Annotated in this window: 18 protein-coding genes, 1 tRNA gene and 2 pseudogenes; 11 read left to right on the top strand and 10 right to left on the bottom strand. The window is 39.8% G+C overall.

All coding sequences use genetic code 11. The annotated features are described in order from the left end of the window. Nucleotides 1–72: 72 nt before the first annotated feature. The 4 genes from FXW07_RS02175 to tsaA form a co-directional block, all read right to left on the bottom strand. Complete coding sequence (locus FXW07_RS02175; RefSeq protein ID WP_229393554.1) at nt 73–753, bottom strand: pyruvate kinase alpha/beta domain-containing protein; 681 nt, start codon at nt 751–753, stop codon at nt 73–75. 233 nt (nt 754–986) lie between these two features. Beyond that, nucleotides 987–1,487: a methyltransferase domain-containing protein gene (locus FXW07_RS02170; RefSeq protein WP_229393553.1), complete on the bottom strand. Its 501-nt coding sequence runs from the start codon at nt 1,485–1,487 to the stop codon at nt 987–989. Nucleotides 1,488–1,872: 385 nt separating this feature from the next. Next, a complete protein-coding gene (locus FXW07_RS02165; protein WP_229393552.1) occupies nt 1,873–2,412 on the bottom strand; it encodes a GyrI-like domain-containing protein in 540 nt (179 codons plus the stop codon). A gap of 88 nt (nt 2,413–2,500) precedes the next feature. Further along, nucleotides 2,501–3,466 (bottom strand): tRNA (N6-threonylcarbamoyladenosine(37)-N6)-methyltransferase TrmO, encoded by a 966-nt coding sequence (gene tsaA, locus FXW07_RS02160; protein ID WP_229393551.1) that lies wholly within the window; start codon nt 3,464–3,466, stop codon nt 2,501–2,503. Between the two features lie 302 nt (nt 3,467–3,768). On the opposite strand from tsaA, the gene FXW07_RS02155 reads away from it, so the two are divergent. Both FXW07_RS02155 and FXW07_RS02150 read left to right on the top strand, forming a co-directional pair. Continuing rightward, nucleotides 3,769–4,152 carry an ArsR family transcriptional regulator gene (locus FXW07_RS02155; RefSeq protein WP_229393550.1) on the top strand — a complete coding sequence of 128 codons (384 nt, stop codon included), beginning with the start codon at nt 3,769–3,771 and terminating at the stop codon, nt 4,150–4,152. A 241-nt stretch (nt 4,153–4,393) separates the two neighbouring features. After that, a pseudogene (locus FXW07_RS02150) lies at nt 4,394–5,478 on the top strand (IS1634 family transposase); the annotation flags it as partial. 103 nt (nt 5,479–5,581) lie between these two features. Here the strand turns inward: FXW07_RS02150 and FXW07_RS02145 are convergent. Continuing rightward, a complete protein-coding gene (locus tag FXW07_RS02145; RefSeq protein WP_048119071.1) occupies nt 5,582–5,836 on the bottom strand; it encodes a PRC-barrel domain-containing protein in 255 nt (84 codons plus the stop codon). Between the two features lie 363 nt (nt 5,837–6,199). Then, nucleotides 6,200–8,527, bottom strand: coding sequence for a CDC48 family AAA ATPase (locus FXW07_RS02140; protein WP_229393549.1), 2,328 nt, complete (start codon nt 8,525–8,527; stop codon nt 6,200–6,202). Nucleotides 8,528–9,251: 724 nt separating this feature from the next. Here FXW07_RS02140 and FXW07_RS02135 point away from each other — a divergent pair. Beyond that, complete coding sequence (locus FXW07_RS02135) at nt 9,252–10,019, top strand: NAD+ synthase (RefSeq protein ID WP_229393786.1); 768 nt, start codon at nt 9,252–9,254, stop codon at nt 10,017–10,019. Nucleotides 10,020–10,250: 231 nt separating this feature from the next. Here the strand turns inward: FXW07_RS02135 and FXW07_RS02130 are convergent, their stop codons facing one another. Beyond that, on the bottom strand, nt 10,251–11,537 hold the full coding sequence (locus FXW07_RS02130) for a tRNA(Ile)(2)-agmatinylcytidine synthase (protein ID WP_229393548.1): 1,287 nt from the start codon (nt 11,535–11,537) through the stop codon (nt 10,251–10,253). A 150-nt stretch (nt 11,538–11,687) separates the two neighbouring features. Here FXW07_RS02130 and FXW07_RS02125 point away from each other — a divergent pair, with 150 nt between their 5' ends. After that, the gene (locus FXW07_RS02125) at nt 11,688–12,671 is read left to right on the top strand and encodes a transcriptional regulator (protein ID WP_229393547.1); all 984 of its coding nucleotides are present in this window, start codon (nt 11,688–11,690) and stop codon (nt 12,669–12,671) included. Here the strand turns inward: FXW07_RS02125 and FXW07_RS02120 are convergent. Continuing rightward, nucleotides 12,634–12,888 carry a hypothetical protein gene (locus tag FXW07_RS02120; protein ID WP_229393546.1) on the bottom strand — a complete coding sequence of 85 codons (255 nt, stop codon included), beginning with the start codon at nt 12,886–12,888 and terminating at the stop codon, nt 12,634–12,636. The genes FXW07_RS02125 and FXW07_RS02120 overlap by 38 nt on opposite strands. Before the next feature lie 37 nt (nt 12,889–12,925). On the opposite strand from FXW07_RS02120, the gene purN reads away from it, so the two are divergent. The 6 genes from purN to FXW07_RS02090 all read left to right on the top strand — a co-directional run bounded on the left by purN (nt 12,926) and on the right by FXW07_RS02090 (nt 22,193). Next, the gene (gene purN, locus FXW07_RS02115; RefSeq protein WP_229393545.1) at nt 12,926–13,534 is read left to right on the top strand and encodes a phosphoribosylglycinamide formyltransferase; all 609 of its coding nucleotides are present in this window, start codon (nt 12,926–12,928) and stop codon (nt 13,532–13,534) included. A 411-nt stretch (nt 13,535–13,945) separates the two neighbouring features. Then, a complete protein-coding gene (gene glyA, locus FXW07_RS02110; RefSeq protein ID WP_229393544.1) occupies nt 13,946–15,184 on the top strand; it encodes a bifunctional serine hydroxymethyltransferase/L-allo-threonine aldolase in 1,239 nt (412 codons plus the stop codon). Between the two features lie 24 nt (nt 15,185–15,208). Then, on the top strand, nt 15,209–16,072 hold the full coding sequence (locus tag FXW07_RS02105; RefSeq protein WP_229393543.1) for a bifunctional methylenetetrahydrofolate dehydrogenase/methenyltetrahydrofolate cyclohydrolase: 864 nt from the start codon (nt 15,209–15,211) through the stop codon (nt 16,070–16,072). A 427-nt stretch (nt 16,073–16,499) separates the two neighbouring features. After that, entirely contained in the window at nt 16,500–17,138 is a 639-nt protein-coding gene (locus tag FXW07_RS02100) for a MarC family protein (RefSeq protein ID WP_229393542.1), read from the top strand. Between the two features lie 298 nt (nt 17,139–17,436). Next, entirely contained in the window at nt 17,437–20,205 is a 2,769-nt protein-coding gene (locus tag FXW07_RS02095; protein ID WP_229393541.1) for a type II/IV secretion system ATPase subunit, read from the top strand. Between the two features lie 47 nt (nt 20,206–20,252). Then, a complete protein-coding gene (locus FXW07_RS02090; protein WP_229393540.1) occupies nt 20,253–22,193 on the top strand; it encodes a hypothetical protein in 1,941 nt (646 codons plus the stop codon). Between the two features lie 241 nt (nt 22,194–22,434). On the opposite strand, the gene FXW07_RS02085 is transcribed toward FXW07_RS02090, so the two are convergent. Continuing rightward, nucleotides 22,435–24,312, bottom strand: a complete 1,878-nt coding sequence (locus FXW07_RS02085; protein WP_229393539.1) for a hypothetical protein — start codon at nt 24,310–24,312, stop codon at nt 22,435–22,437. 874 nt (nt 24,313–25,186) lie between these two features. Between FXW07_RS02085 and FXW07_RS02080 the strand changes: the two are divergent. Continuing rightward, nucleotides 25,187–26,220: pseudogene (locus tag FXW07_RS02080) on the top strand (transposase). Between the two features lie 183 nt (nt 26,221–26,403). Here FXW07_RS02080 and FXW07_RS02075 read toward each other — a convergent pair. Then, nucleotides 26,404–26,488, bottom strand: a tRNA-Leu gene (locus FXW07_RS02075). Nucleotides 26,489–26,615 lie beyond the last annotated feature (127 nt).

Raw genomic sequence — 26,615 nt, 5'->3', positions numbered from 1 at the left:
TGATAGGATATAGCGATAAATGCGCTGACATCGGATGTCACATGATTTGGAGTCAGCTATGGACGCGATCCCTTATCTCAAATACTCAATATTTATATCCGGTTGTAAAGCAATTCCTGGCTTTGCCAGTAACTCAACAAACCTGAATCCTTTTGAAGGGTGAAACATGTTTGCTGAGGCGCAACTTCTCATTACCCAGGCGGTATCAAGCCCTCTCTCAGTACCTGCACATGCTAGCACAAGCTCTCCTTCAGGAACAACTCCAGCATCAGTTGACATCAATACACTTTCTAAGCAGACTAAAGTCCCCGGGGAAATTAGCTCAAGGGTTTTTGCTATAACATCAAGGGATGTGACCTGGCGAAGGTGCAATCTCATAGAAAAACTAGGTCCGAAAAAAGGAATTGTTCCCTGAACTATTTTTACATTAAGTTGATCCAGTATAACTCTGTTTTTTTCGGTAATGCTCATCGGAACACGGTGTAATCCCTCTTGTACCCAATTATTTTTTATATCCTTCAGCTCAGGAATGTCACTAAAAACATCTTTTTCCATTTGATCTATTTCCCAATACATACCCTGAGGACAGGTAACACAAATTATGGTCTTATTGGTAATATTTTGGGCAATTTTTACAGCGCTCTCTCCAGTTATGGAAGCAACAACAATATCTTTAACAAAATTTGATTTTTCTCCAACAAGGTTAACAATTTCATCTGTGTTAACTGGGCCAGGCCTTTCAAAAACTCGCATACATTTCCCTTTCCCTTATTCGTGTGTATTTATTAGTTGCCAGGAAGGCAACAATTAATGATTATATGCCTGAGCCAAAAGATCAGGCGAGAGTTCTTCAAAACATTTTAAATTCACAATTTAGTAGCCACGATTGAAACCAGATTTGAATAATTTCCATCTTCGGCTTCCATCATTCCAATATCCCTGCGCGCATAGTCGTTGTCGCACGAAAGCCAGTCCTGCCGCGCCTCTTAAAAACATTGTAACTCTTTGCACTCCTGGATACTTGCTGAATCACAGTTTTTCCAGAGGTTATACCACCAGTCGCAAGAATGGAGACTGTTCATATCATCAAACCAGTACGGCTGTAACTCCACTGACACTCCGTTTGTGAACTCTTCCTTCAACCTCGGAACTTCGACTCCTATTTGCTCTTCGTTTTTTACAAGCGGAGCAAGATACTTTGTCAAATAGTCTTCTTCAACTCCGATATAGTTATAGGCATCAACACATATCGCAAGGTCAAAAAACTCATTCGCAAATGGTAAATCGTGAGCTTCAGCATGGATTGGAATTATCTTGTCTTCCAGTCCCATTGACTTGATTCTTTCATAATTTTCGGTTGCGAAAACTGTGACAGCATACTCTTTTGCCAGGAAGATTGAAGTTAGTCTTTTTCCGCAGCCAAGATCAAATACTCGCATTCCTTTTTCAAGGTTTAAAGATTCTGACAATTCCTCAATGATTTTCATCAAGTTTGGGCTCATCATGTTTTCTTTAAGAAAGTCAGCATCATATTTGACTCTTTTTAAGCACTATTTGATCACCTTTCATTTGTTTACTTATTTCATACTTTATCGACATTTTACACAGTTAACTGTAAAATTGTGGATTTAGTAACTGTAATAAAATAAATTATACAAATTAATTATAAAATAAATTATACAAATTAATTATAAAGTTAATTTTTCAATTGATGATAAAGATCTTGAAAAATCAAGACATTCAATCGAAACCTGTACATAATTTGTTCTGTGACTACTCCTTAGACTAAAAAGAAAATTACAAGCTTTTTTACAAAAAAATATTAAAAAATAAATATAAAAATAATGAAGAACTAGCAAGAATATTGAAAAATTAGTCATTTTTTAATTTTAGTGGAATATAATACTCAACTTCTGAATTTTCGTTATCCAGTCCAAAGTAACGGTTTTTATGATAAGCTAATATCAAATAGGGATAAGCTTCTTCGTATTCAGAACTAGGCAGCCACTTTTTCCAGATGAATTCTCCTCCTCTGAACATTTCTCTTCCCTTGAAGGTAAATACTGCATATTTAGTGGAGGGAAAAATCTTGCAAAACATCTCTAGGGGCATTTCACCGGTTTCTTTAACTTCAAGGCCTACGTATACGTAGAATTTTCCAGTTTCATCATAGTCATCTGGTTGAATATGCGCCTCATAAGTGACTTCGCTTACCGCATTTTTCTCAAGCTTTTCATCATATTTTTCATAAAGGTTATAAAAACGCTTCCAGAGCAATCCAATTTCATTTTCTACGTTCCATTCTTCTTTTGAATGAAATGGATTACCATAATAAACACATCCCATTAATTTCAAGGGTTTTTCATCAATGATTTCTATTTTCAGGGGTTTTGGAAAGTTATTGGTAGCCATATGGGTTCTTCCAAAAAAAGAAATAAAAAATGTACTTCTCGAGAGTACACTTTAATTTAACCCCCTATTAACTACTTGCTTTTTATCCTTATTGGCCATATGCCCACTCTGGCCAGAGAAAAGAAAGCCATCTGGGGACTTCTGGTTTTTCTACTCTGTCAAATGAGGGGAAATAAGCTTTTAAATCTATAATAGGAGTTCCATCACAAGCATCAAGATTGGATACATGTACTATCCCCTCTTTTTCGTTAACATCTTCTATTCTGCAGGTTGTTATTGATATGGGGTTTGGACGGTATTCTGCACGAGTTGCAAATATTCCGGTCAGCCTATCCAGAGAATATGGGGGATAGACCTGAAGCACATTCCGATATTCAATATTGTCAATCATATTTGCCCACCAGAGCACGATTACGTGACTGAAATTATTTAATTCTTTTAAGCCGGGAATGTATTTGTCAATAATTTCCAGGGATGTCTTCACGCCATCTTTCCTTACATATCCAATTGGCGAAATCTTAATGGGATTTTCTTGTTTTATGAGCTCTTCAGGTTGTCCTCTTAAATTTGAATCACCGCTTGAACCTCTATAAGTTTCTAAATTTATAACAGGAAATACAACCTCTGTCAGGAGCTCGTTATCAGGCACTTCCCTCGGAGTGTTAATGTAAGCCTCTCGTGGAGCTCCTATCATCTCATAACCGTTTTCAATAATGTGCTGCATCATCTCAGCGTACACTGAACCTATTTCTGCATAGGGACCTTTGTGGATAGCTGATAAAATTTTGTGTTTTGGCATAATTTTTATTTTTACTCTCTCATCGCCGTTTGTATCTCCCTGAAAGGGTATACCAATCTCGTATTGCATTTTTTCTGGCGGCACTTCTGTTGGGCTGGTATAATATACCGCAAAAGGAGGTTGAGTAATTTTGAGTCTTTTTTGTTTGATCCATCCTGCTAATTCTCCTATTATTTCTCCCATCTCCTCTACCAGACCTTCATGAGAAATGCTAGCTACCTGATGTTCTTCCACGATTTTTAATTTGATTTCCATGTTAAATTCTCCTTTAACTTTTTACTTACGCAATTGAACTGAAACCCAGTGAGATAAAAACTGAAAACTGTTTAAAATATGTATCAATTTGTTGTTTATTGTGTTTGAGTTGTATTTGAGTTGTATTTGATGCGTAAGCAGCATAATTGACTGTAGATATAAATTGGATTTCATATTATTAAAAATTCACTCTTTAATGGAATATTATTCCATATTTTTATGAACAAATATTTTGAGAATGGGATATTTCGAGATAGTAATTGTAGAAAAGATATTTATTTAATTAAAAAAACAACTTAGTTATGGATAAAAAAAGCGATTTAGAGCTATCTCATGAGTTTTTAATGAATTCATCAGAGGATATCGTTTCTATTTTAAAAACAATTGCTCATATTAACCGATTCAGGATTCTAATCCTTCTTTTAAACGGGCCTTTGACATTTCAGACGTTGCTTGAAAAGATAGATCTCAAAAAATCGGCGCTAGCCAATCATTTAACTGAATTAAAAGATAGCAATCTTGTGGAAAAAACACACCACGGCACTTATGAAATAAGTGAAAATGGGAAAAATTATATCAAATCAATTGAAAAAATTTATAAAGAGAGTAAAGTTATTGAAAAAAAAGTATGGGAAGCAAAACAAAGAGAACAGCTTTCGAAATCCTTTTTGGAACGTAAACAGTAATTCAAGAAAATAAAACTTGGTAAAATTGGTTTATAATAAGTTTTATAAGTTTTTTGAATCCTACTTTCCGCACTATTTTTTCACGCATAATATTTTTCGTATTCTTCTCCCATCAATCTCAGTACTTTAATTGTTTCCTCATCTAAGATTTAATACTGACTTTCCGCAAATGCCCATTCCATTTTCATAATTTTTCTTGCTATCGTTTTTTCTGAAAATTGCCCTACGTATTCAAGCATGTGTTTTTGGGGATTATGATAACAAGGAAACTGAGTCTATTGATATTACTTTTGGAATTCCCAAAATGGAAGATGGGACCTCAAACAATTTGTATTGAGCTTGATTGTTAATCAGCATGGAATACCACTTTTCATGAACACCCATTCAGGGAATGCTTCAGACAAAAGCACAATTCTGGAAGCAATCAATTCTCTCAAATCAGCTTTAAGCACGGAAAGCAAAGTGTACTATGTAGCTGATAGTTCTTTTTACACTGACAAAAATATCAAGAACATAGGAAAGTCATTCTAGATAAGTCGTGTTCCTGCAACAATTACTGAGGCAAAGGAGCTGCTAAATGCAAACTTGAATCTGAAGCTACTGAAAAGTGACGAGAGATACTCATTTTATCAAACTTTTGTGGACTATGGTGAAGTCAAACAAAATTGGGTTTTGTTACTCTCTCATAAAATGAAAGAAAAGAAAGAGGTAACTCTCAGAAGGAAGCTTGAAAAAGAGCTTGAAAAAGAGATTGAAAAAGCAGAAAAGTCGCTTATAAAGTTGGCAGGAGATGACTTTTTCTGTGAAGAAGATGAATTAAAAGCAGCAGAAAAATGGATTGCAGATTTCCCTTCAGTTCTTTTTGAAAAAGTAGATGTGAAAACCATTAAAAAACGTGAAGCAGGTAAAAGAGGCAGACCTCTGAAAAATAAGAAATTAAAGACATATTATAAGATTGATGGGACTATAAAGGTTAATGATGCTTTTGTTTTAAAAGAAATGGAAAAAATGGGACTTTTCATTCTTGCAAGTAATGATATCAGTCTTTCTCCTGAAGAGATGCTGAAGTACTACAAAGGACAGGATAGAGTAGAAAAAGGATTCCGATTTTTGAAAAGTGATACCTTTAGCGTATCGAAGGTGTACCTCAAGAATAAATCAAGAATTGAAGCGTTGCCAATGATAATGGTTCTCTGCTTAATGATTTATTCAATTGCAGAATGGAAATTAAGGACAAAATTAGAAGAAGAGAATGAAACGGTTCCAGATCAGAAAGGAAAACCAACAAAAAGACCAACAATGAGATGGATATTTTTCAAGTTTCAATGAAAACAGGCGGAACTAAAAGAAGAGTTCCTCTGTTAAAAGAAAAATAAGAAAACAAATTTAATGTCCTAAAGGAAAGGAATTTTTGTCCCTTTCCTCCTATTTAGTTTATTTTTGCTTTCATCTTATCTATTATTATATAGTCTTTAATTGCACTTACCGAATCGAAAGGAATGAGGATAAAATTATCTGCTTTCCTGTACCTGGAAGGATCTAAATTGACATTTGGGGCAACCACCATGTCGATAATGTTTCCTCCTTTAATCTCGACTACAACGTTACTCAACGTTCCTATTTCTGTTCCGTCGGTGGCCATTACCTGCTTGTTAAAGAGGTTCTTTGCAAATTCCTTAGACATTTTTATCGTATCTCCGTTGGCAGTATGTTATCGGTTTGGGTAAAGTTGGCTTTCCACTTCGAATATTTTATTCCATTTGAAACCAGGATCTTTAAAACTTTTTCCTTTTAAAACGAATCTTCTAAAGAGTTACTGGATTAAATTCTTACCTTTAATTCTTACTGTAACTCTTACTGTAACTCTTACCTGTAACTCTTACCTTTAATTCTTACCTGTAACTCTTACCAGTAACCCTAAATGTAATTCGAGTGTCATGGTAATTTAATTATTGGGCATAATTTTTGATAGCTTTTCATCAACAGATACCGATTCAGAGTTAATCTGTGACCAATAACTAAATTTTCACGACACTAGCCTGCAGTTTTACCTGTAACCGACATAGCCAGCTGTTTCTGTGAGTCTCTGGCCTCCCTTGAACTGCGCTTCGATCTTTTCGTAGAACTGAGCAATATTCTCTGTAATTGTGGGTTTTACCTTCTTCAGAGCTTCTTTGAAGTGTCTCATTTCTACATATTCTATATCGAAGTTCTCTCTCAGGGCAATCATTACGGCTTCCCTGCTAACTGATTCAATATCGGCGCCCACGTAACCTTCAGTTTCATCGGCAAGGGCTTCAAGGTTCACATTTTCAGAAAGGGGTGTACCCTTTGTATGGATCCTGAATATCTTGAGCCTGCCTTTCCGGTCAGGAGAACCGATGTAAACCAGCCTGTCAAAGCGTCCTGGACGCAGGATTGCAGGGTCCAGAAGGTTAGGGCGGTTGGTTGCGGCAATCACTACCACATCTCTAAGGGACTCAAGCCCGTCCATCTCGGTCAGGAGCTGGTTAAGCACCCTCTCTGAAGTGTGGCTGTCCGTGGATTCCATTCCTGGCATAGAAGCAATCGAATCGATTTCATCAAAGAAAATCACACAGGGAGCGACCTGCCGGGCTTTCCTGAAGGTCTCCCTTATAGCTTTTTCCGATTCTCCAAGCCACTTTGAGAAAATCTCGGGCCCTTTGACGCTTATGAAATTCGCATTTGACTCTTTGGCAACAGCCTTTGCTATCAGGGTCTTTCCGGTTCCTGGCGGGCCGTAAAGCAGGATTCCTCTTGGAGCTTTTATGCCCATACGAGCGAACTTTTCCGGATTTTTGATGGGCCATTCCACAGCCTCAATAATAGACTGCTTTGCTTCATCGAGCCCTCCAACATCATTCCAGCCAACTGTGGGCATTTCCACATAAATTTCTCTTAGAGCAGAGGGTTCGGCTTCCATCAGGGCATCTTCAAAGTTTTTCTTGGTTACAACGATTTTTTCCAGTCTCTCAGGCGGAATTGCTTCCTTTTCAAGATCAAGGTCAGGCAGATTTTCCCTGAGGCATCGCATGGCAGCTTCCTGCACAAGAGCCAGCAGGTCTGCGCCTACAAACCCCTGGGTTCTTTCAGCCAGGTACATCAGATATTTATCTGCCTTTTCTTTCCTCTCCCTCTCCAGGGCAGCCTCATCAGCTTCGGTTTCGATTTTTTCGATCTCCTCTGGTTCCTCATCCCTTTCTATGGGCATACCCCTGGTATGGATTTGAAGGATTTCATACCTGTCTTTGGTATCAGGCACACCGATATGGATTTCTCTGTCAAAGCGGCCTGGCCTCCTAAGTGCCGGGTCAATCGCATCCACACGGTTTGTAGCTCCTATAACCACGACCTGACCTCTCTCTACCATCCCGTCAAGCAGAGTCAGGAGCTGGGCGACCACACGCCTTTCAACTTCCCCTGTTACATTCTCTCTTTTTGGTGCAATGGAGTCAATTTCGTCAATAAAAATGACTGATGGAGCATCCTGAGTTGCTTCCTCGAAGATCTTCCTTAGCCTTTCTTCACTTTCTCCATAGAATTTCCCTACAATTTCAGGGCCGGCAATATAATGGAAACTTGCTCCAGATTCATTGGCTACGGCTTTCGCGATCAGGGTTTTTCCGGTTCCGGGCGGACCATATAGAATAACTCCTTTCGGAGGCTCAATATTAAGGTGGGCGAAAAGTTCAGGATGCTTCATGGGCATCTCTATCATTTCCCGGACACGCATGATTTCAGCCCCGAGGCCTCCTATATCTTCATAAGTAGTCACGCCCCGGGTTGCTTTTTCGTACCCCTGTACCGGTTTTTTGCGAAGTTCGATAAGTGTTTCTTCCGTAACAAGGACAATTGTGTTTGAAGGTTCAGTCTCAACAGCAACCAGGGGGATTACCTGGCTTGTAGTAAGGGATTCTGTCATTGGCTGAGACATCGAGTTTATTATAGGAATTATATCTCCCCTAAAAACCGGCCTTTTGAGGATATGCCGTTTTATGATTTCATTTGCATGTTCCCCGAACTGAAGTTCAGGTCCCCCCTGTGTCATGCTTTCCGGAAGTGCCAGAACAAGTTTTTTTGCTTCCGGGGCTTCAACCTTTTTGATAGTTACCTTCTCTCCTATGGAAACACCTGCATTTTGCCGGATGAAGTTATCAATTCTTACGAGTCCCTGGTCCCAGTCCTGCCTGTCAGCTCTCCATACCTTTGCCGTGGTCTTTTTCTTACCTCTTATTTCCACGATGTCACCTGGCGAGAGCTGAAGCTTCAGCAAAGTTGTAGGGTCAAGTCGGATAATTCCTCTTCCAAGGTCGATAGGATATGCTTTTTCCACCTTCAACTGTATTTCTTCCATAGATCATCCCGAAAATAGTTGTCTTTTTGATTAGAACTTTTACTTTAATAATTGCATAAAATTGATGGACACCGGGTTTTTCCGATTTCTCCGGACTGCATATTATGGAGCTACCCGTTTTGTATATTAGATGTCTTTTTATTTCAATGCCTTTGGTCAGGTAGATTTTCACCCCGAAGGGTTTGTAATGGAATTTTTATGCCTTGAATTTTCTGTCAAGTCTTCCTATCCAGAGAAACCCCCTTTATAGCCTGTAACCTATCCGAATAATAATTTGTCGGTTAGAGATACATTTGATAATCAGTTATTGGTTAAAAGTGCGTTTGATAACTAATTATTGTTAAAGGCATAATTATTGTTAGAGACACATTTGATAATCAGTTATTGGTTAGAAGTGCGTTTGATAATTAATTATTGTTAGAGACGCATTTGATAATCAGTTATTTATATTATATTACCTGCATATATTATTCCCTATACCTTCCATTTATTAAATAAGTTTACCATAACTCTATTTTTTCCTCTGAGGTTTTATATATCTGGAACTTCTGTGTATAAAATTGTTTAATCCTCAAAATAGTCATTTAAATCTGAATAGTGATTTAAACCTCAATAGTGATTTAAACCTGATGTATTTCGAATCTACGACCTCAGGATCTTGAATTCTTAGGATCTTAAGGTCATTTTGAATTATATGCCTGATGAGTACCAAGGAATTGACAGCATGAACCTTGAAATCGCGCAGAACAGAATTATTGATTTTATCCGGAATGAAACCAGTAAAGCAGGTGTAGACGGAGCTGTTGTAGGCATTAGTGGGGGAATAGACTCAGCCCTTGCCGCAACGCTTACCGTAAAAGCTCTGGGGAAAGATAAAGTGCTCGGAATCCATATGCCCGAATCCGGTCTTACCCCTTCTGAAGACAGCAAAGACGCAAAAACTCTTGCAGACTGGCTGGGAATTGAGTTTCAGACTATTGACATTTCAGGAATTATCTCAGCTTTCATGGCTGCAGTCCCTGAGAGTGAATCCGCAGACCGGCTCTCCATGGGCAACCTGAAAGCAAGGATCAGGATGTCTCTCCTCTACTTCCACGCAAACCGTATGAACCGGATGGTTATAGGAACCGGCAATAAAACCGAGATCTTGCTCGGCTACTTCACGAAATACGGAGATGGGGGCGTTGATCTCGAACCCATAGGCGGACTTTACAAAACCGAGGTATGGGAGCTTTCTCGCAGGCTAGGGATTCCCGACTCTCTAATCACCAAAAAACCCTCAGCAGGTCTCTGGGCAGGCCAGACCGATGAAGCCGAACTGGGAATCTCTTACTTAAAAGTAGATGAGGTACTCAAAAGGCTTGAGCAGAACGAAGACCCTGAGACTATTCTGAAGACTCCAGGGATTTCTGCAGAACAGCTGAATTCAGTCATGAACCGTATAGAGAGAAGTGAGCATAAAAGAAATGCTCCTCCGGTGCCACCCAAATAAGTTACTCCTAATCCCCATCCGGTTTCCATGACCTTTTAAAAACTGCTTTCGTGCAAGCCTTTTCAAAAAAGGCTTGAGCGAAAACCCTGAGCGACGGCGTGATCAAACGGTACGCGGGTGTGGTCAAGCGGATTGATTTATAAATTGGCAGCTTTTCTGTGGTTATAATTTGTTGAAAGGGCTTTTTTAGCTCTGTCTTTTTTAGTTCTGTCTTTTTTATCCCTTTTTTTCTTAGCGGGCAGGGTGAATCTCTATATCAGATTTCTGTTCCCTTGCCAGGGGTTTTGCAAGATGTCGGCGGGCGCAGGGCGGGACTTCATATAATCCTGCTGTAAGGTTTCTTTTTGTTTCACACAGGACTTTTGAGGTGGCTTGAGTTCCGCATTTTTTACAGCGGAATCCCTGGTTTTGGCCTGATGATTTCATATGTTTTCCGCAGGTTGGACATACCGGGTTTTCTTCCCTGTAAAGGGGAGCAAGCTTTTTTATCTCTATTTTTTCGATGTTGAGAGTTCTGGAATTTACACTTCCAGATACTACAATTCTATCTCCGGGCCTGAGTTTCCTTATAAGCAGCCGGAAGTTCTTTGTGGGTTCGAAGGCTGCGCAGTCAATTTCGTTTTTTTCCTTGTCCTGAATGGGAAAAATAACGTGTCCTCCGTGAATAGTTTTTGGAGCTGCCGAGACTGTACCTTCGAGCGTGTAAGAGTGCATATCCCTTATTTCTGCAATGCTTTCTGCGGAAATCAGGTGCATATCAGTACCCTGATTTGTTCTGTATATGGCAAAACGTTCAACAGGCTCAGCCTTGATCAGGGATGCAGCTTTTGTAACTATGGTCGGATTTTTCCCTCTGATCCCGAAGAGTACGGGATCTGCCGAGTGAGGTACACAGACAACAAGTCTATTTTTAAGGTCTACAGTGTCCCAGGTATCAGAATAAGTCTTCCTGTCAGCCTCAAAGAAACTTCCCTTTTCGATCTCGCGTGGGGTTCCCCATTTTTCCTTTTGCCTGTATGCCAGGTACTCGAAAGTATGATCCCATTCTTCGAGGTTAAGCATAGCCCCGCATGCCGCAAGGGCTCCTATCAGTCCTCTTCCGTTTTTGAAGCCCTTTGAAGGAACTCCGGATTCCGAGATAAGGCTTTTTGCCTCTTCTATTTCGATCACGTCCTTTACGGCTTTCTCCAGAAAGTTCCTGAGGACGGGTTTGAGCTTTCCGTAAGCTTTTTCCGGGATAAAAACCGCGCCGGGATTAGTTTTTTCGCATTCCATACGTGCAAATTCTTCTATTCTGGACACAACATGAGCAATTACTTTTTCAGGGCAGTCGGTCTTAAGTTTCAGCGCTACTGCAGCATTTCCTCTTGTTTTATAGGGAATAGTCGGATTCAGGCGTATAAGGAGTGGACGGGTCTCTACAGTTCCGTAGGCCTGAAGTTCTTCCAGCAGCAGAGCTCCAAGATACGTTGTGCACATTCCTTCGTTTGAGTCGGTATCATCAATTCCGATAATCATTTTTTTGGGTCCAGTTTTTGCCTTTTAATTTTCCAGATGCGCTTGGGACAATAACGGTTTTCGTTACTCTCCGACGTATTTTTGCACTGTGAGGATTGTCAAAAGTAAAGAAAAGTATATATAGATGTTCAAACAGAGATTGATACTGGAATGACAAAAGAGGTTCTCATACATCAAATTATCGATGTATTGTCACATGCAGGTTTTGCACTTTCCGATCGCTGCAATATTCGTCCGAGGAGCTTTGACGTTGCCGCACGGAAAGATGAAACACTATTACTTTGCAAGGTTTTATTTAATATTGACGGCCTGAATGAAGAAACTGCCAGGGAGATGAAGTACCTTGCCGAATACCTTGGAGGCTCTGCTATTGTCGTGGGCGCAAAGACCAGAGACCAGATGCTTGAAGATAGCGTTGTGTATATGCGTTATGATATTCTTGCCCTGAACGTACAGACTCTTTATGACTACTTTATTGAAAATGTTCCTCCTCTCGTTTCAGCAGCTCCGGGCGGGCTGTATGTCTCCATAGAAGGAGATATCCTAAAAAAAGCCAGGATGGGTCAGTCAATGTCTCTTGGGACTCTTGCTTCCATGGTAGGGGTTTCGAGGAGAACTATCAGCAAATATGAAGAAGAAGGCATGGACGCGTCAATAGATGTCGTACTCCAGCTAGAGGATATCTTTGGGGTTGAGCTTGCAAGGCCCATAAATATTCTGAAATCCTGCGGGAGCAGGAAGCCCCGGAAGAAAGCAGAATCCAGGACCGAAACCCAGGAAAAACCCTATACGCTTTTACCGGAAGATTTGATCCTTAACACAATTTCCATGCTTGGCTATGACGTCCTTCATACTGCCCAGGCTCCTTTCAAGGCCATTTCGCGGGACGAATCCTCAGTTATCCTTACAGGAGTCAGTGAATTCAATACGACCGTGGTCAAAAGGGCTCATTTAATGAGCAGTATTTCCTGCGTCACTGAGACCCAATCCGTATTCATCATTAACGGGCACTCAAAAATAAAATCCGTAGAAAACACAGTTATGATCGAGAAAAAAGAACTTGACAAAATAAGTGATTCTCAGGAACTCCTTACCTTCATAGAGGAACGTAGAGAAACTCACGAAGAAAAGTAAAAGCCAAATTCTCGCCGCCCGCGTCCCATACTTTTTCAAAAAACTGTTTGCCCGCAACCCTTTTCAAAAAAGACTTGCCCGCAACCCTTTTCAAAAAAGACTTGCCCGCAACCCTTTTCAAAAAAGGCTTGACCGAAAACCCCGAGCAACTTTTTAATTTTAGCACCTTATCCCCGAACCCTATCGGCGTGATCAACCGGCGCAACGGTTGTTCCAAAACCCTAATATAGCACTGTTTCAATCTAAAAGCTTCGATGACTGTAAAAATTGCAGTGCTGGTTTCTGGAAGGGGTTCGAATCTCCAGGCGGTTATGGACAGCATTGATAAGGGTTACATAAAGAATGCTACTATTAATGTGGTTATTTCCAATAAGGCAAATGCTTACGCGCTCGAACGTGCAAGAAATCACGGAATAAACGCGGTTTTCCTTGATCCGGGCGAGTATGGCCGGGATGAATATGATAAGGCTATCCTGAATGTCTTAAGCCAGTATGATACGGATCTTCTTTTGCTTGCAGGCTACTTCCGGATTTTAGGAAATGAGATAATTAAGGCCTACAGTAACAGGATTATGAACATCCATCCTTCTCTTCTTCCAGCCTTCAAAGGGCTTCACGCCCAGAAGCAGGCTTTCGAATACGGGGTAAAAGTTGCAGGTTGTACAGTGCATTTTGTTGACGAAGGGCTTGACTCAGGGCCAATAATCCTCCAGAAGTGCGTGCCTGTGCTTACCGGGGATACAGAAGAAACCCTTACTGCCAGAATTCTGGAGCAGGAACATGTTATTTACCCTGAAGCGGTCAGGCTTTTTACCGAGGGCAAACTTAAAATTGAGGGTAGAAACGTAGTAACCGGTACTTGAGCAAACGCTTAAGATCATATAAAACCGGAACAGATTTTACCGATTAATAACTTCTTTAATCCCTGATAGTTATAAATATTCCAACCTTATAGGTATTCCACGAAACCATATAGACCATAAGGGCTTTTCAGGTTTCGAAATCTCCTATCTTCAAGATATTCAGGAGCTTTTTGCCGAAAGTTTTGAAACTTCAGAATGAAAAACCCATCAGGAAGGTTATAGAGTCTGTTTAATTACACTCCCCATTATTCAGCGGTTTTGTCGCTGAACGCCGGCCTCTTGAGTAAGTATCCAATCTGGAAGGTAGCTCCTGTATACACGCACATATTAGCATTAATCAACCCATCAATCCAAGCCACAAAAACTCTTGATTTTGAAAGATTTTAAAGGAATAGGTTACAGGTGACAGTAATGTCTTATATTGAAAAAATTGATCCAGAATTGTTCGAGGCTATAAAGAAAGAAGCTGAGCGCCAGGAATATAAACTGAACCTTATCGCATCTGAAAATTATGCGAGCAAAGCCGTTATGGAAGCTCAGGGATCTATTCTGACCAATAAATATGCCGAAGGATATTCCGGCAAACGGTACTATGGCGGCTGCGATTTCGTGGACATTGCAGAAGACCTCGCAATTGCCAGGGCAAAGAAAATCTTTAACGCAAATTACGTAAACGTCCAGCCTCACTCAGGTTCTGGAGCTAATATGGCTGTCTATTTCTCGGTTTTGCATCCCGGAGACACCATCATGTCCATGGATCTCTCTCACGGCGGACATCTTTCTCACGGCAGTCCTGTGAGTTTTTCCGGAAAGCTCTTTAATATTGTGCCTTACGGAGTCAGTAAAAAGACTGAGATGCTGGACTATTCCGAACTTCTGAAAAAAGCAAAGGAAAACAAACCTCAAATGATTGTTTGCGGGGCTTCAGCCTATCCTCGTGAAATCGATTTCAAGCAGTTCCGCGAAATTGCTGACGAGGTCGGAGCCTATCTGCTTGCAGATATCGCTCACATTGCAGGGCTTGTAGTTGCAGGTGTGCACCAGAGTCCTGTACCTTATGCGGACTTCGTTACCAGTACGACCCACAAAACCCTCCGGGGCCCAAGAGGCGGAATTATTATTTCCAGGACAGAAGAACTTTCGATCGGAATTAACAAAGCGGTTTTCCCCGGCCTTCAGGGTGGACCTCTCATGCACATTATAGCTGGAAAAGCAGTAGCCTTTAAAGAGGCAATGAGTGAGAAGTTCAAACAGGATCAGATTCAGACCGTAAAGAACGCAAAAACCCTCTGTAAATGCCTGAAAGAGAAGGGTTTTGATATGGTCTCTGGCGACACGGATAATCATCTTATGCTTGTCAATCTCAATAATATGAATATAACAGGTAAGGATGCAGAAGCCGCCATGAGCAAATCCGGGATTATTGCAAACAAAAACACGGTGCCCTTTGAGACCCGCAGTCCCTTTATCACAAGCGGCGTAAGGCTCGGAACCCCTGCCTGTACCACAAGGGGTATGAAGGAAACGGAAATGGAATTAATTGCCGATTATATTGAGACCGCAATCACAAACTCAGAAAACGAGAAGATCCTGTCGGAAACAAGTGATAAGGTCAAAGAACTCTGTTCAAGATTCCCGGTTTATTGTTAATCGAAGAAGTGGGATGTTTTACCAATGTTAGATGAAGGGTATGAATCACGAATCATAGATGGGAAAGTTCTTGCAAAGCAAATTGAAGCTGAAGTGGCATCTGGAGTTGAAGCTCTTGTAAGTGGCCGGGGAGTTACGCCTGGACTTGCTACCGTCCTTGTTGGCGACGACCCTGCTTCCAAAATGTATGTCCGCCTGAAGCACAGAGCCTGTGAACGTGTGGGCATTCGAGCAGAAGACCACTTTCTTCCGGCAGAAACCAGTCAGGAGGAACTTATCTCTTTGATCAATACCCTTAACAAAGATAAGAATGTTCACGGAATTCTGCTTCAACTTCCACTTCCGAGACACCTCTTCCCTCAGGAAACAATGGAAGCCATAGCCCCTGAGAAAGATGCTGATGGCTTTCATCCCTACAACATGGGAAAGCTAATGATCGGTGATGAAGGGCTTGTTCCCTGTACTCCGCATGGAGTTATCCGGGCGCTTGAAGAGTATAATGTGCCTATTAAGGGTAAAAACGTGGTTATTGTCGGGCACAGCAATGTTGTCGGAAAACCATTGGCAGCAATGTTCCTTAACCGGAATGCAACAGTTTCGGTTTGCCATGTATTTACAGATGACCTTAACAAATACACTCTTGATGCAGATATTCTGGTGGTTGCGACTGGAGTCAAACACCTTATTAAAGCCGACATGGTAAAGGAAGGAGTAGTAATCTTTGACGTGGGTATTACCAAGGAAGAAGATGGCGTATATGGAGATGTAGACTTCGAAAATGTGGTCAAGAAAGCCTCTCTCATTACTCCTGTCCCTGGAGGCGTGGGACCTCTTACAATTGCCATGCTTATGAAGCACGTACTTAGATGTGCAGAAACGAATTTTTGAAATTTCTTTAGTAAGGCCTTTTTATCGGGCCTTTTAATCTTTTGTGAATTTTTTGTTTTTGTGAAATTTTTGTTTTCTGGCACGGTTTCTAGTGATATTTTTGTATTATTTTTGTATCCTTGTTCATGCGTTTTCGGTTAAGTGAAAAATCATGATAATTGTTTCAATTGAGTCTATTCCTATAACACTTATTAAATATATTAACAGACTGTGCGCTGGGACAAGGTATCGATTTCATGTAAACAGGCCAAAATTTAAGGCCGGTTTCTAATGTAAAATCGATAGTTTTCAGGCAAGAAAATTCCTTAACCGATGACAAATGAATAACTTTTAGAGTTCCTGCTCAATAGCCTGAAGATACAACCGGAAATAGTATAAAAGAAATAATTATATAACTAAATTAAATAAAAACGCGTAGGGGAAATAAGTGATAACCGAAAACCTCGGGTTTTTAATCCACGTTTTCACAATAATCTTCGTTGTTGTCAATCCTATAAGCGGAGTGGTAACTTTCATCTCTTTGACCAGCAAGGTGATGGATGAGGAAAAAAACGAAATCGCAAAAAAGTCAGTCATACTTGCATGCGTAATTGCCCTATTTTTTGCAATTGCAGGAAATATCATACTTAACCTGTTCAGCATTAGCGTGGATTCGCTGCGGGTTGCAGGAGGAATCCTGCTTTTCAGCATTGCTTTTGATATGATGCATGCTAAAATCTCAAAGGGGAGAATTACTGACGAAGAAATTTCTCATTCTCAGGAAAGAGAAGATATCTGGATCTTCCCGATAAGCCTTCCGCTCCTGACCGGACCCGGTACGATCAGTACAGTGATTGTCCTGATGGGAGGAACAGAAGCAATTGTGCAAAAAATAATAATTCTTGTATCAATCATACTGACGTTCATTATCTGCTATTACATCTTCCATTTCTCAAGGGGTATTCACAAGCTTATAGGATATAATGGGATGCTGGTCTTTACAAGGCTGATGGGACTTTTGCTTGCTGCTCTTGCAGTGGATTTAACTGTTAAAGGTATAATAAATATATACCAGTTAACAACTTGAGACAGTCGGTTTTTCGGACTGTCTTAATACTCAATCTATTTTCTAAACCTTTAATCTCCCATAATTGCCCGGTTTCCTAACTTTTACACTATTATTAAAACACATATCTTCGGATAAGGTATTTATTGGGAATGAAAACCCAAATCATAGTTTCTCCAAATCATAGTCTTCCCAAATCATAATCTCTACTCGAGTACAACTTCGCCAACAAATTAATAGCCCTATTTTCCGATCTGTCGAAAAAACTTAATACACTTGAAGATAAATTAAGAGGTTGATAGGGAAACGGGGGTTTGATTTGAATATAAAGGCAAAACTTCAGGATGCTGTCAATGCCCTTAATTATGGCAGTCTTTCTGTACCGGATAAAAAGGACGAAGAAACCTGTTCTTACCGGATAAAGCAGACTAAAAACCGGAAAACCATCATTATCAATTGCAGGGAATGTGATTCGGGGTCTTCCCTTAACGATATACACTGCAGAAAAAATATTCTCAACATCCTGCAAAAAGAGGTTAAAGCTGACTGTCTGGTACTCTCAAGGCTATATGAGCGAGACTACGAAGGAGAAGCACTGTTTTTACTTTATACTCTTGCAGGTTTCGAGGAGATCGTAACAGCGTATGAAAGCGCGGAAAAAGTACCTGGAGACTGTACTTTGTCCGAAAAGAAAGCCTGCGAGCTGGAACGAAAAGAGATAATTGCTTCTTTTGCTAAAACCGTAGAGAGCGATCCCTTAAAAGCCAGGCTGGAATTGAAGCGATTTATTCAGGGAAAAATGCTGAATAAAACTTCAAACAGGGATACAAGGAAAGTTACAGGAAAATTTACAGGAAAAGCTTCAGGAAGAACCCTTAATAATATTTCAGAAAAAATTCCAGTGAGGGATTCGGAAACCCTTCCGATTTGCAAAGCTTGCTCCGAGCGTTTTTATCATATGCTTTATGAAATTGAAGAAAAACTATCCGGCTTTCCTGAAGTTCCTGTTATTAAAAAATCCGAAATTAGAGGGACGGTAGAAAATTCCGAAAAAGGAATTGGGAAGACGATTGAAAAAACAATCGAAAAAATGGAAGGGAACCTTATAAAGGACACGTCGGGAGAAGTAACCCTGGCAGAAATCTCCAGACATTTTCCGTTTCTGGCACGGGCAATCCTGAAGGAAAAAATGGAGAAAAATAAATGCGCTGTGGACGAGCTTTTCGACTACGAAAGCAGCATTAAGCCCCATGTTCGACCCCCTTTTTCCAGCTCAAGAGTCTATGCAGACGCGCCTGAAAATACTGAATTTCTTGAGTGTTACGATATAGACGGCAGGGAAGGCAGGCGACTTGAAGTTTCGATTTATCGTTACATTGACAGGCCGGAAAAACTTTACATGATCAGGCCTCCGGAGTATAATCTCAGGGAGGAAGACCTCAGGCTACTTGAAAAAGTCCGAATGCGAATGATCCGGCACAGGCCAAAAGACCTTGCCTTTACAGATCCGGTCGTAGCAAGGGAATATTTCCGGCGCATGGCAAAAAAGCTTCTGGAAGAAGAGCTGCTAGCAAGCGGGAAAGTCTGCAGTCCTGATGAACTGGAAAGCTATGCCGACCTGCTTGCAAGGTATACGAACGGGCTAGGGATAGTGGAAGACCTTCTTTCTGATGCCAGGATTACAGACGTGTATATCAATGCTCCTGCCGACAAAAATCCTGTCCACGTTGTGCTGGAGGGAGAGGAATGTGTAAGTAATGTTTTTCTTTCTCAGGACGACCTCGATTCCCTGGTCTCCAGGTTCAGGATCATCAGCGGCAGGCCATTTGGAGAAGCTATTCCTGTACTGGAGCTTAACCTTGAGGATTTCGGGGTAAGAGTTTCGGTAATCGGAGATCCACTCAGTGCAAGCGGGCTTGCCTACGCCTTCCGAAAGCATTCCCTTTCACCCTGGACCCTGCCTAAACTGATCAATACAGGTTCGGTTTCTCCATATGCAGCCGGTCTTTTAAGTTTCCTTATGGATGGACAGGCTTCAGTCCTGGTCGCAGGAGAAGTAGGAGCCGGAAAAACCTCCCTGCTGTCTGCTATGCTGCTTGAGATTCCGCAGAAGTACAGGATTCTTACAATCGAAGATACCCATGAGCTCCCTATCGAGAAGCTTCAGGTCCTGGGCTGGAAGGTTCAGGGAATGAGTTCGCAGTCCTCTGTTTTGAAATCAGGTGCCGAGATGAGCCCTGAAACAGCACTTCGAGCAGCTCTGCGCCTTGGAAATTCCGCCCTGGTGCTTGGGGAAGTCCGGGGGGAGGAAGTAAAAGTGTTATATGAAGCCATGCAGGTCGGAAAGGCAGGAAACTCGGTAATCGGGACCATTCACGGCTCTTCCACAGAAAACGTATACGAGAGAATCGTGCACACACTTGGGGTTCCTCCGTCCTCTTTTAAAGCAACGGATGCCGTAATTATCTGCTCAGGCATAAGGCTTGAGGGCAGCATGAAAAAGCTAAAGCGAGTGAGCCGTATTGCAGAAACCACCAGTGCTGTTATCGAGAATCCCGAGCCTTCGGATATCTTTACGGATATAATGAAGTATGATGCCTCCCAAGACTGCTTGCTTGCAGGAAAAGCTCTTGAGCAGGGACAGTCCGAACTTATAGAAAAGATTGCCAGGAAATGGGGGATTTCCATAGACAGGGCCTTAAAAAGTATCGAGCTTCGGGCGAGGATAAAAGAAAAAATCGCAGTTGAAGGACTAAAGAAACCTTTCCTGCTGGAAGCCGAAGCCGTTAGCCAGGCAAACAACATGTTCTGGCTGCTTTCAAACTGTATGACGAAAAGTAGGCCGTTCGGGAATGAATACGCAAGTAATCATGTAAATAATCCCGTGGTAAATTTTGCAAGTAATTCTGCAGACAATTCTGCAGATAATCTTGTAAATTATTCTGTGAATAACTCTCTAAATAACAATACAAACAATCTTGCAGATAATCTGGAGTCCGATTGCAGGGATGATCTGGATATGCTTTACAGGCAGTGGGAGATCTGGTTTGAGAATTTTGCCAGAAAAGGTCAGGGTACAGGAAAATAATTATCAGAGAGAAGTTGTTAGAGAGAAAAGTTGTCAGAGGGAGAAATATGGAAGAAGAGAGCAACTGGTATGTGCAAGCCTGTAAAATCACAGCAAGGCAATGGATATGGGTTGTCCCTGATCCTTCAGCCTTCCGAAGGCGCTGTGAAAAGAGCGTAAGCCGGGAGTACAGAGATGCCCTCAGATTTACTGGTTATGACCTTGAAGCCTTCGAAACTGTGCTCTTTTCTTATGTGGGAACCTTTGCAACTTTAATCCTGCTAGCAATGGTAGACCTTTTCTTGATTCTGTCAAGAAGTTTTGATGTCAGAGTGCTTACTATAATGGGGATTCTTACTTTTATCATTCCCCTGCTCGCACTCTTTTACCTTAGCGAGTATGTGAAGCTCAGGGCAGGGTTTATGAAAATCTCGTCTCTTGGAGACATTCCTGAGATCCTGAGTTATATAGTCATGTCTATGAAACTTGTCCCTAACCTGGAACACGCCGTGCTTTTTGCAGCCAGGAATTCCGAGAGGCCGCTTGCAAAGGACCTGAGAAAATTGGCCTGGGACCTGAACCTCAGGATTTACAGCAGCATGGATGACGCTCTCCTTTCTTTTGCCGACCTGTGGGGAAGGAATAGTGAATACTTCAAGCGTTCCCTTCACCTTATAAAAAGTTCAACTGCCGAGCCTGACGAAGCTCAGAGGGTTATAACCCTGAACCGTGCCCTGGACATAAGCCTGGAAGGCACGGAAAGCCTCATGGACGCCTTTGCAGCAAAGCTGAAGACTCCAAGTTATATTCTCTACTCGATTTTCATCCTGATCCCGCTTGCCCTTGTAGCTCTCCTGCCTGCGGTTACAGTTGTAGGGATGAAACCTGAAATAATGGACCTTATCTTTCTCTACGACCTGATTTTTCCGGCTCTTGCTGCCCTATACTCCGAATATATTCTTATGCAGAGGCCGGTTGCTTTTACTCTCAGGCAAATTCCGGACTCCCACCCTGACCTTGTAGATATCAAGCAAAAGAAACGCTTTGCTTTTACGCTTTCAGTTCTGGTATTCTGCCTTATAGCGCCTTTAGGATATCTCCTGCTGAGGTTAGGAAATCCGGGAGGAATAGTAGCAACTGCGCCCCTTGAAGGATATTTTTCACCTACACTCCCGCTAATTCTGGGCGGAACCGTCGGGATTTCGGTTTACCTCTATTTCTCGGCTGTCCCTTATAAGAAAATAAGAGACCGGATAAAAAAGATGGAACAGGAATTTTCAGATTCCCTTTTTGTGCTCGGAAGGAGAATTTCGGAAGGAAAAGCCCCGGAAGAAGCTTTTGCCCATACTGCCAGGACTATGGAAGGCTCAAAAATCGGGGAAGCTTTTCAGGAAATTTCAATGAACCTGCTCAGTATGCGGACAAACCTCAAAGCCGCAATTTTTGATGAAGATTTCGGAGCATTCAGGCACGTATATTCAGAAAGAATCCGGAACACAATGCTCCTTTTTACGGAAAGTGTCCACAAAAACCATGAAGCTGCAGGCGCCTCGATTATAAAGCTCGCAGACCATCTTAAAGAGCTCGGGACAGTCGAGGAACGAATCCGACGCTCCCTTTACGACGTTACCTCAACCATGCGCTCCACTGCTGTGATTTTTGCCCCACTTATTGCAGGAATCACCCTTGCCCTGTCTGAGGTTATTACAAAAATCCTTAGCCAGGTAGCCGAAAGGGTAAACCGAATTCCTGCTGATATGTCAGGAATGCCTGTTGAAATCGGGCAGGCAGCTTTTTCTCAGTCAATTCCTCCTGACCATTTCCTGCTTGCAATAGGGGTTTATATTGTCCTGATCAGTGCTATCCTCACCCGTTTTGCAGGTTCGGTGGAATATGGAGGAGACCGGACGCAGTTGAAATATGACCTCGCTTGCATGCTCCCGATATCAATTGCAATATTTACAGTTTCTACCGCGACCTCCAGGATTATCTTCAGGGGGCTGGTGTGAAATTTAAGTAATAGCGAACTCACGAACTAATTACTTTTTTAAGTAAGTGCCCTAATATTTAAAATTTGCTTCTTTAAGTGTGGTAGACTTTTAACTCTCATATTCTTTTTAAGGACATCATAAATGCAGGACTCTGCCCTGTTAATTCATTAGCTAATTTAAAGTATTTAGCGATACAAATAAAGTTAAATATTTTTTTCATAAGTATTATCAGTAACTTACTTATCTGACTATGAAAAATTCACATGTTCTTTATAAATCTCAATCTGTATATTGAAAAAAGAGGATGCTGGGTATATATTTGATATCTAACTTTTGATTTACTTTTTATTTTTTTTGATTTCAAGTAAGGTATATCTTCTGGAATTAAGTCTATTATTACGGGAATTCCATTTACATTGATAATCTGCATTTCTTTTTCATTAATAGATTCGACTATACCATCTCCAACAAAAATACTTGATTTGAATTCATTTTCAGGTGGAAAACGGATAAATTCCAATCCATATGGATTATAAATAGTTTTTGTCCAGTCAATTCCATAAAACTCTCTATTGTGGCCTATATTTCTTCTAGAAAACACTGGATGTTTCAAGTATAAATTCTTGTTTTCGTCTTTAAACTGATTTAAAGGCGGTTCGAATTTTTCAAAAGAGATTACCCTGATATCTTTGTACTTTTCAATTGGTTCCGGATTAAGTGTTATCATGTAAGCATATAGCTCTTTATTTTGAGTCATGAATTCATATTTATTGTCTCTTCTAATAAGATCAATTTTGTGTTGAAATTTCTTTAAATACTCTAGTAGCTCTCTTTTTCTTTTCTCTATTGACTTTCTTTTGAAAAAATTTGATCCAATTTCCCAATGTTTGCATTCTACAATTATGGAAATTTCTTCTTTAGTTCCGGCAACATCGATCTCAAAGCTTCTTGGTTTTCCGTTTTCTAAATCTTCTTCATCAAATATATTAAAGTTTAAGAGGGGGTCGTTTGTTATAGGATTTGTCACTTCATAACCATATAATTTAAGGCAGTTATAAACTAGATATTCGAAAGGGGCTCCATTTAGACTTCTGTATTCATTTATTTCTTCAGAATACTCCTCGTAACATAATAAGTAACTGTATACTTTTAACGTATGTGGGAGTATAAAACAATGCTCTTCTATTTCATTTACAACGGGTATTTCCAAATTTAGAAGTCTTTTATAAGTTTCTTCTGGTAAATTCGTAAAATTTGATAGAGTATCCAAAAAAGTTTTTTTATCTATTGGGATCAATTCTCCAGTAACATTTCCAAAATCAAGATGTGGAATGAATAGTCCAAAGAAATGAGTATGCAATGTGTGTATTATTTCCATTAGGTCTGTGTTATTTTTTAAATCACCCAGTAACTTTGAGCTACCAGCTGAAAACTGGAATCCATAATAAATTTGACTAAGAAATTGAAATTCTCTAAGTCTATTTTCTGGATCACCGATAGGTGGAACGGAGCTTGAAAAATCGTTCAAGATGCTAATTTTTGAATGAATTCCATACCTTGAAGCTACAAGCCTATTAAAGTTCCAGTCTTCTGTAAATTTTAAAAGCGTTATCACATCTTCATTGTCTTCCGGCAGACTGCTTTCTTCTTCAGTTATTACTGCATATTCTTTTACTTTGTTACTTGGTATACTTATCCCCACTAAATAATCATCGTGTATTAATGACTGACATATATGCATAGCTTCAAACTCTTCAATGAGGAGATAGATTATTTTTTCAGTCTCTTGAACGGTTATTCGATCATAACCAAAGTCCTCGGATTTCATATTCATTATTCTTTTTATGCCATAACTGAGTGAACATATTATCAGAAAACTGGTCTCTTTAGAGAATATGGTTCCTGACATTGAAACTGATTCTAAAGTTGCACATAAGCTCCCAATTACAGACTTCTTACTATTTTTGCTAATAATTTTTGTTCTGTTGTCTACAATATGTTTAAGTTCTCTTCCATTTTCTTTTATCAACTCATTTTTCTCAATAAGTTTAATTCCCTCACATATTGGGCACCATAATGCTGCATTATCATGTTTTCTTCCAACTAATAACGTAGTCCCACACTTTTCACAGGGCATGAAAAATTCCTCAAATCAATGCTAAAATGTTTAATTAGAGTTTTTCTCTCATGGAAAGGTTATAAGTCAAAAGTTTAAATTAGTTTCTTAAATGAGTCATCACAGAACAAACTCTGCATGGTTTCAATTGAATGACTTGATTTTCCAGATCATTGTCACCAGTCGAAGTTTACTTGCCAAATAAGTTGCATAACTATCGTGTAACAGCTCTAAATCTTGTATACATCTGTGTTGAAACATGAGATGTAGAGAATTTATTTTTAAGATGTTGACTTATAAATCTTTAAGGCTTCCATAACTATGGGAATTTAGAGTGAACAATATAAATTAAAAAAGAGGCGAGGTTAACTTATTCGACTTAAAGGTAAGGAACATCTGTGACCTTTCGCGTTTACAATGTAATATAATAGGGGTGCTATATGAACAACAATAATGGATCTAGCGTTTTTTTTGAAGACAGTCCGACTTGTCAAAATAAACTCAAATCGTGTGCCTTTTTCTGGGAGAAACTATGTGTATATACTGGTTTTCTCCAAGGATTTTCAAATATGTCTAAAGAATCTCAGGAATATAAAGACGTAGAGACTTTAATAAACGAAAAAGTAATAAAATTCACAGTTAAAAATAAAGCAGAGTTTGAATGCAACTTATTTGATGATACATTTTGTTGCATGGATGAGGATTTGAGAGAATACTTGTATAATAGGGTCCTCTTAAACTCACTATCAAACTAGAGGTTATTACTTTTTTGTTCCATTAATTAAGGTTATTAGTAGTTTCCCTCAAAAAAGTACATTCAATTTTTCGTCTGAATTTTAATTAAGATCATAAAAAATCGTAAATTTTATTGAGAAGGATTTTTAATCCTTCTCTGGTGATTATTACGAAACCTCCACTTATACCACTAAATGAAGATTTCAAATGGAAATTGTTGTCCGAAATATTAAATGTTTTTGATTTGAGATTCTGTAAGCAAACTCTTACAAGGAGGGGCATTGTGCCCCTCCACAAATCAGTACCTACTATAAAAATTGTTCTTCTAAGCATGTTTTTTTCTTGTGAAATCTCGTCTGCCATAAAGGAATTGAAAGAAAGAGAAAGCTTGAGAAACTTTTTAAAAATCAGTTTAGTACCAACTGAAAATGAAGTTTATGGCATTCTTAGTAAGTATGAGCCACAAGAGTTTACTGCTTTTGTTTTTGAACTCTTGAATGATTTATGCCCTAAGAGATAAAGTGGGTCAAGAGGCATTATTATTGACAGTACTGACATAAACCTTAACCTGAACTGGCACGCTAAAAAGATTACCAAAGAAAGTCTGGAAAAAAAAGAATACAAGTGGGGTCACTCAACACATAGAGGTTTCTTCATTGGTATGAAATTGACTCTTGCACTTGAATCTCAAACATTGAAACCTTTAGCGTTTCTGATTAATGAAGCAAATGTGTCAGAACCTAAAATTTATCAGGAAATACTCAAAGAACTTAAACGAAAGAGAATAATAAAAGCAGGAGACGTTATCTATGCTGATAGAGGATACTACTCCTATGAAAACTACGTTATATCTGTAAGAGAGTTTAAGGTAGTACCTTTAATTTTTCCAAGGAAAAACTGTAATTTTAAGAAACTTTTCAATATGCTTAGATATCCTCTGAAAATATTTGATTCAAGAAGAAATACCAAAAAAGAAATAAAATTCTACAAAGAGATAATTGCAAAGTTTAAAGAGTTAATAAGCAAATGGAAAGAACTCAGATCTGTAAGGTCAATCATAGAAGATGTATTCAAACTGGCGAAGAAAGCATACTATATGGAGACTATATGGAGAATTTACACAGATATACGAGGAGTTCTGTCCAAAAGTACTGTTCTTTAGCTGTACTTTTAGTGGGGATAACTGTAAATTAAGGGATTAATGAAAGGAAGGAATTGCAAGCCTTCTCTGAATGAAGAAGTTAAAAGGGGACTATTATTAAATAGATATTATAAGAAGAATTTTTATGTTAAGGCAACTTTCTAAAAAAAGGCTGTGCATGGAACGTGCAAAACAGCGTTGCTTTTTTTCCTTATATTTATAACCCAAAAGTTTGATGCGAGGGGTGGGATTCGAACCCACAAATTACTTCGAAGCCAGATCTTAAGTCTGGCGCCTTTGACCGTGCTGGGTAACCCTCACATATAAAAGAACATACTTTATAAATGTCCGGAGAGCCAACATATAACAATATCATAGGCTTTAAGAGAAGCTCAAAATTCAATTTAGTTTATTTAGTTCTTTTACATTATGAAAGTTGAGAAAATAG

The organism is Methanosarcina sp. DH1 (genome assembly GCF_020804205.1).
Lineage (GTDB): Archaea > Halobacteriota > Methanosarcinia > Methanosarcinales > Methanosarcinaceae > Methanosarcina > Methanosarcina vacuolata.
This window is presented reverse-complemented; position numbering and strand designations above follow the sequence as displayed.

What these genes read in the sequence shown, in the direction of transcription:
- FXW07_RS02175 (WP_229393554.1), bottom strand. Translation starts at nt 753, where the DNA reads ATGCGAGTTTTTGAAAGGCCTGGCCCAGTTAACACAGATGAAATTGTT.
- FXW07_RS02170 (WP_229393553.1), bottom strand. Translation starts at nt 1,487, where the DNA reads ATGAAAATCATTGAGGAATTGTCAGAATCTTTAAACCTTGAAAAAGGA.
- FXW07_RS02165 (WP_229393552.1), bottom strand. Translation starts at nt 2,412, where the DNA reads ATGGCTACCAATAACTTTCCAAAACCCCTGAAAATAGAAATCATTGAT.
- tsaA (WP_229393551.1), bottom strand. Translation starts at nt 3,466, where the DNA reads ATGGAAATCAAATTAAAAATCGTGGAAGAACATCAGGTAGCTAGCATT.
- FXW07_RS02155 (WP_229393550.1), top strand. Translation starts at nt 3,769, where the DNA reads ATGGATAAAAAAAGCGATTTAGAGCTATCTCATGAGTTTTTAATGAAT.
- FXW07_RS02145 (WP_048119071.1), bottom strand. Translation starts at nt 5,836, where the DNA reads ATGTCTAAGGAATTTGCAAAGAACCTCTTTAACAAGCAGGTAATGGCC.
- FXW07_RS02140 (WP_229393549.1), bottom strand. Translation starts at nt 8,527, where the DNA reads ATGGAAGAAATACAGTTGAAGGTGGAAAAAGCATATCCTATCGACCTT.
- FXW07_RS02135 (WP_229393786.1), top strand. Translation starts at nt 9,252, where the DNA reads ATGAACCTTGAAATCGCGCAGAACAGAATTATTGATTTTATCCGGAAT.
- FXW07_RS02130 (WP_229393548.1), bottom strand. Translation starts at nt 11,537, where the DNA reads ATGATTATCGGAATTGATGATACCGACTCAAACGAAGGAATGTGCACA.
- FXW07_RS02125 (WP_229393547.1), top strand. Translation starts at nt 11,688, where the DNA reads ATGACAAAAGAGGTTCTCATACATCAAATTATCGATGTATTGTCACAT.
- purN (WP_229393545.1), top strand. Translation starts at nt 12,926, where the DNA reads ATGACTGTAAAAATTGCAGTGCTGGTTTCTGGAAGGGGTTCGAATCTC.
- glyA (WP_229393544.1), top strand. Translation starts at nt 13,946, where the DNA reads ATGTCTTATATTGAAAAAATTGATCCAGAATTGTTCGAGGCTATAAAG.
- FXW07_RS02105 (WP_229393543.1), top strand. Translation starts at nt 15,209, where the DNA reads ATGTTAGATGAAGGGTATGAATCACGAATCATAGATGGGAAAGTTCTT.
- FXW07_RS02090 (WP_229393540.1), top strand. Translation starts at nt 20,253, where the DNA reads ATGGAAGAAGAGAGCAACTGGTATGTGCAAGCCTGTAAAATCACAGCA.
- FXW07_RS02085 (WP_229393539.1), bottom strand. Translation starts at nt 24,312, where the DNA reads ATGCCCTGTGAAAAGTGTGGGACTACGTTATTAGTTGGAAGAAAACAT.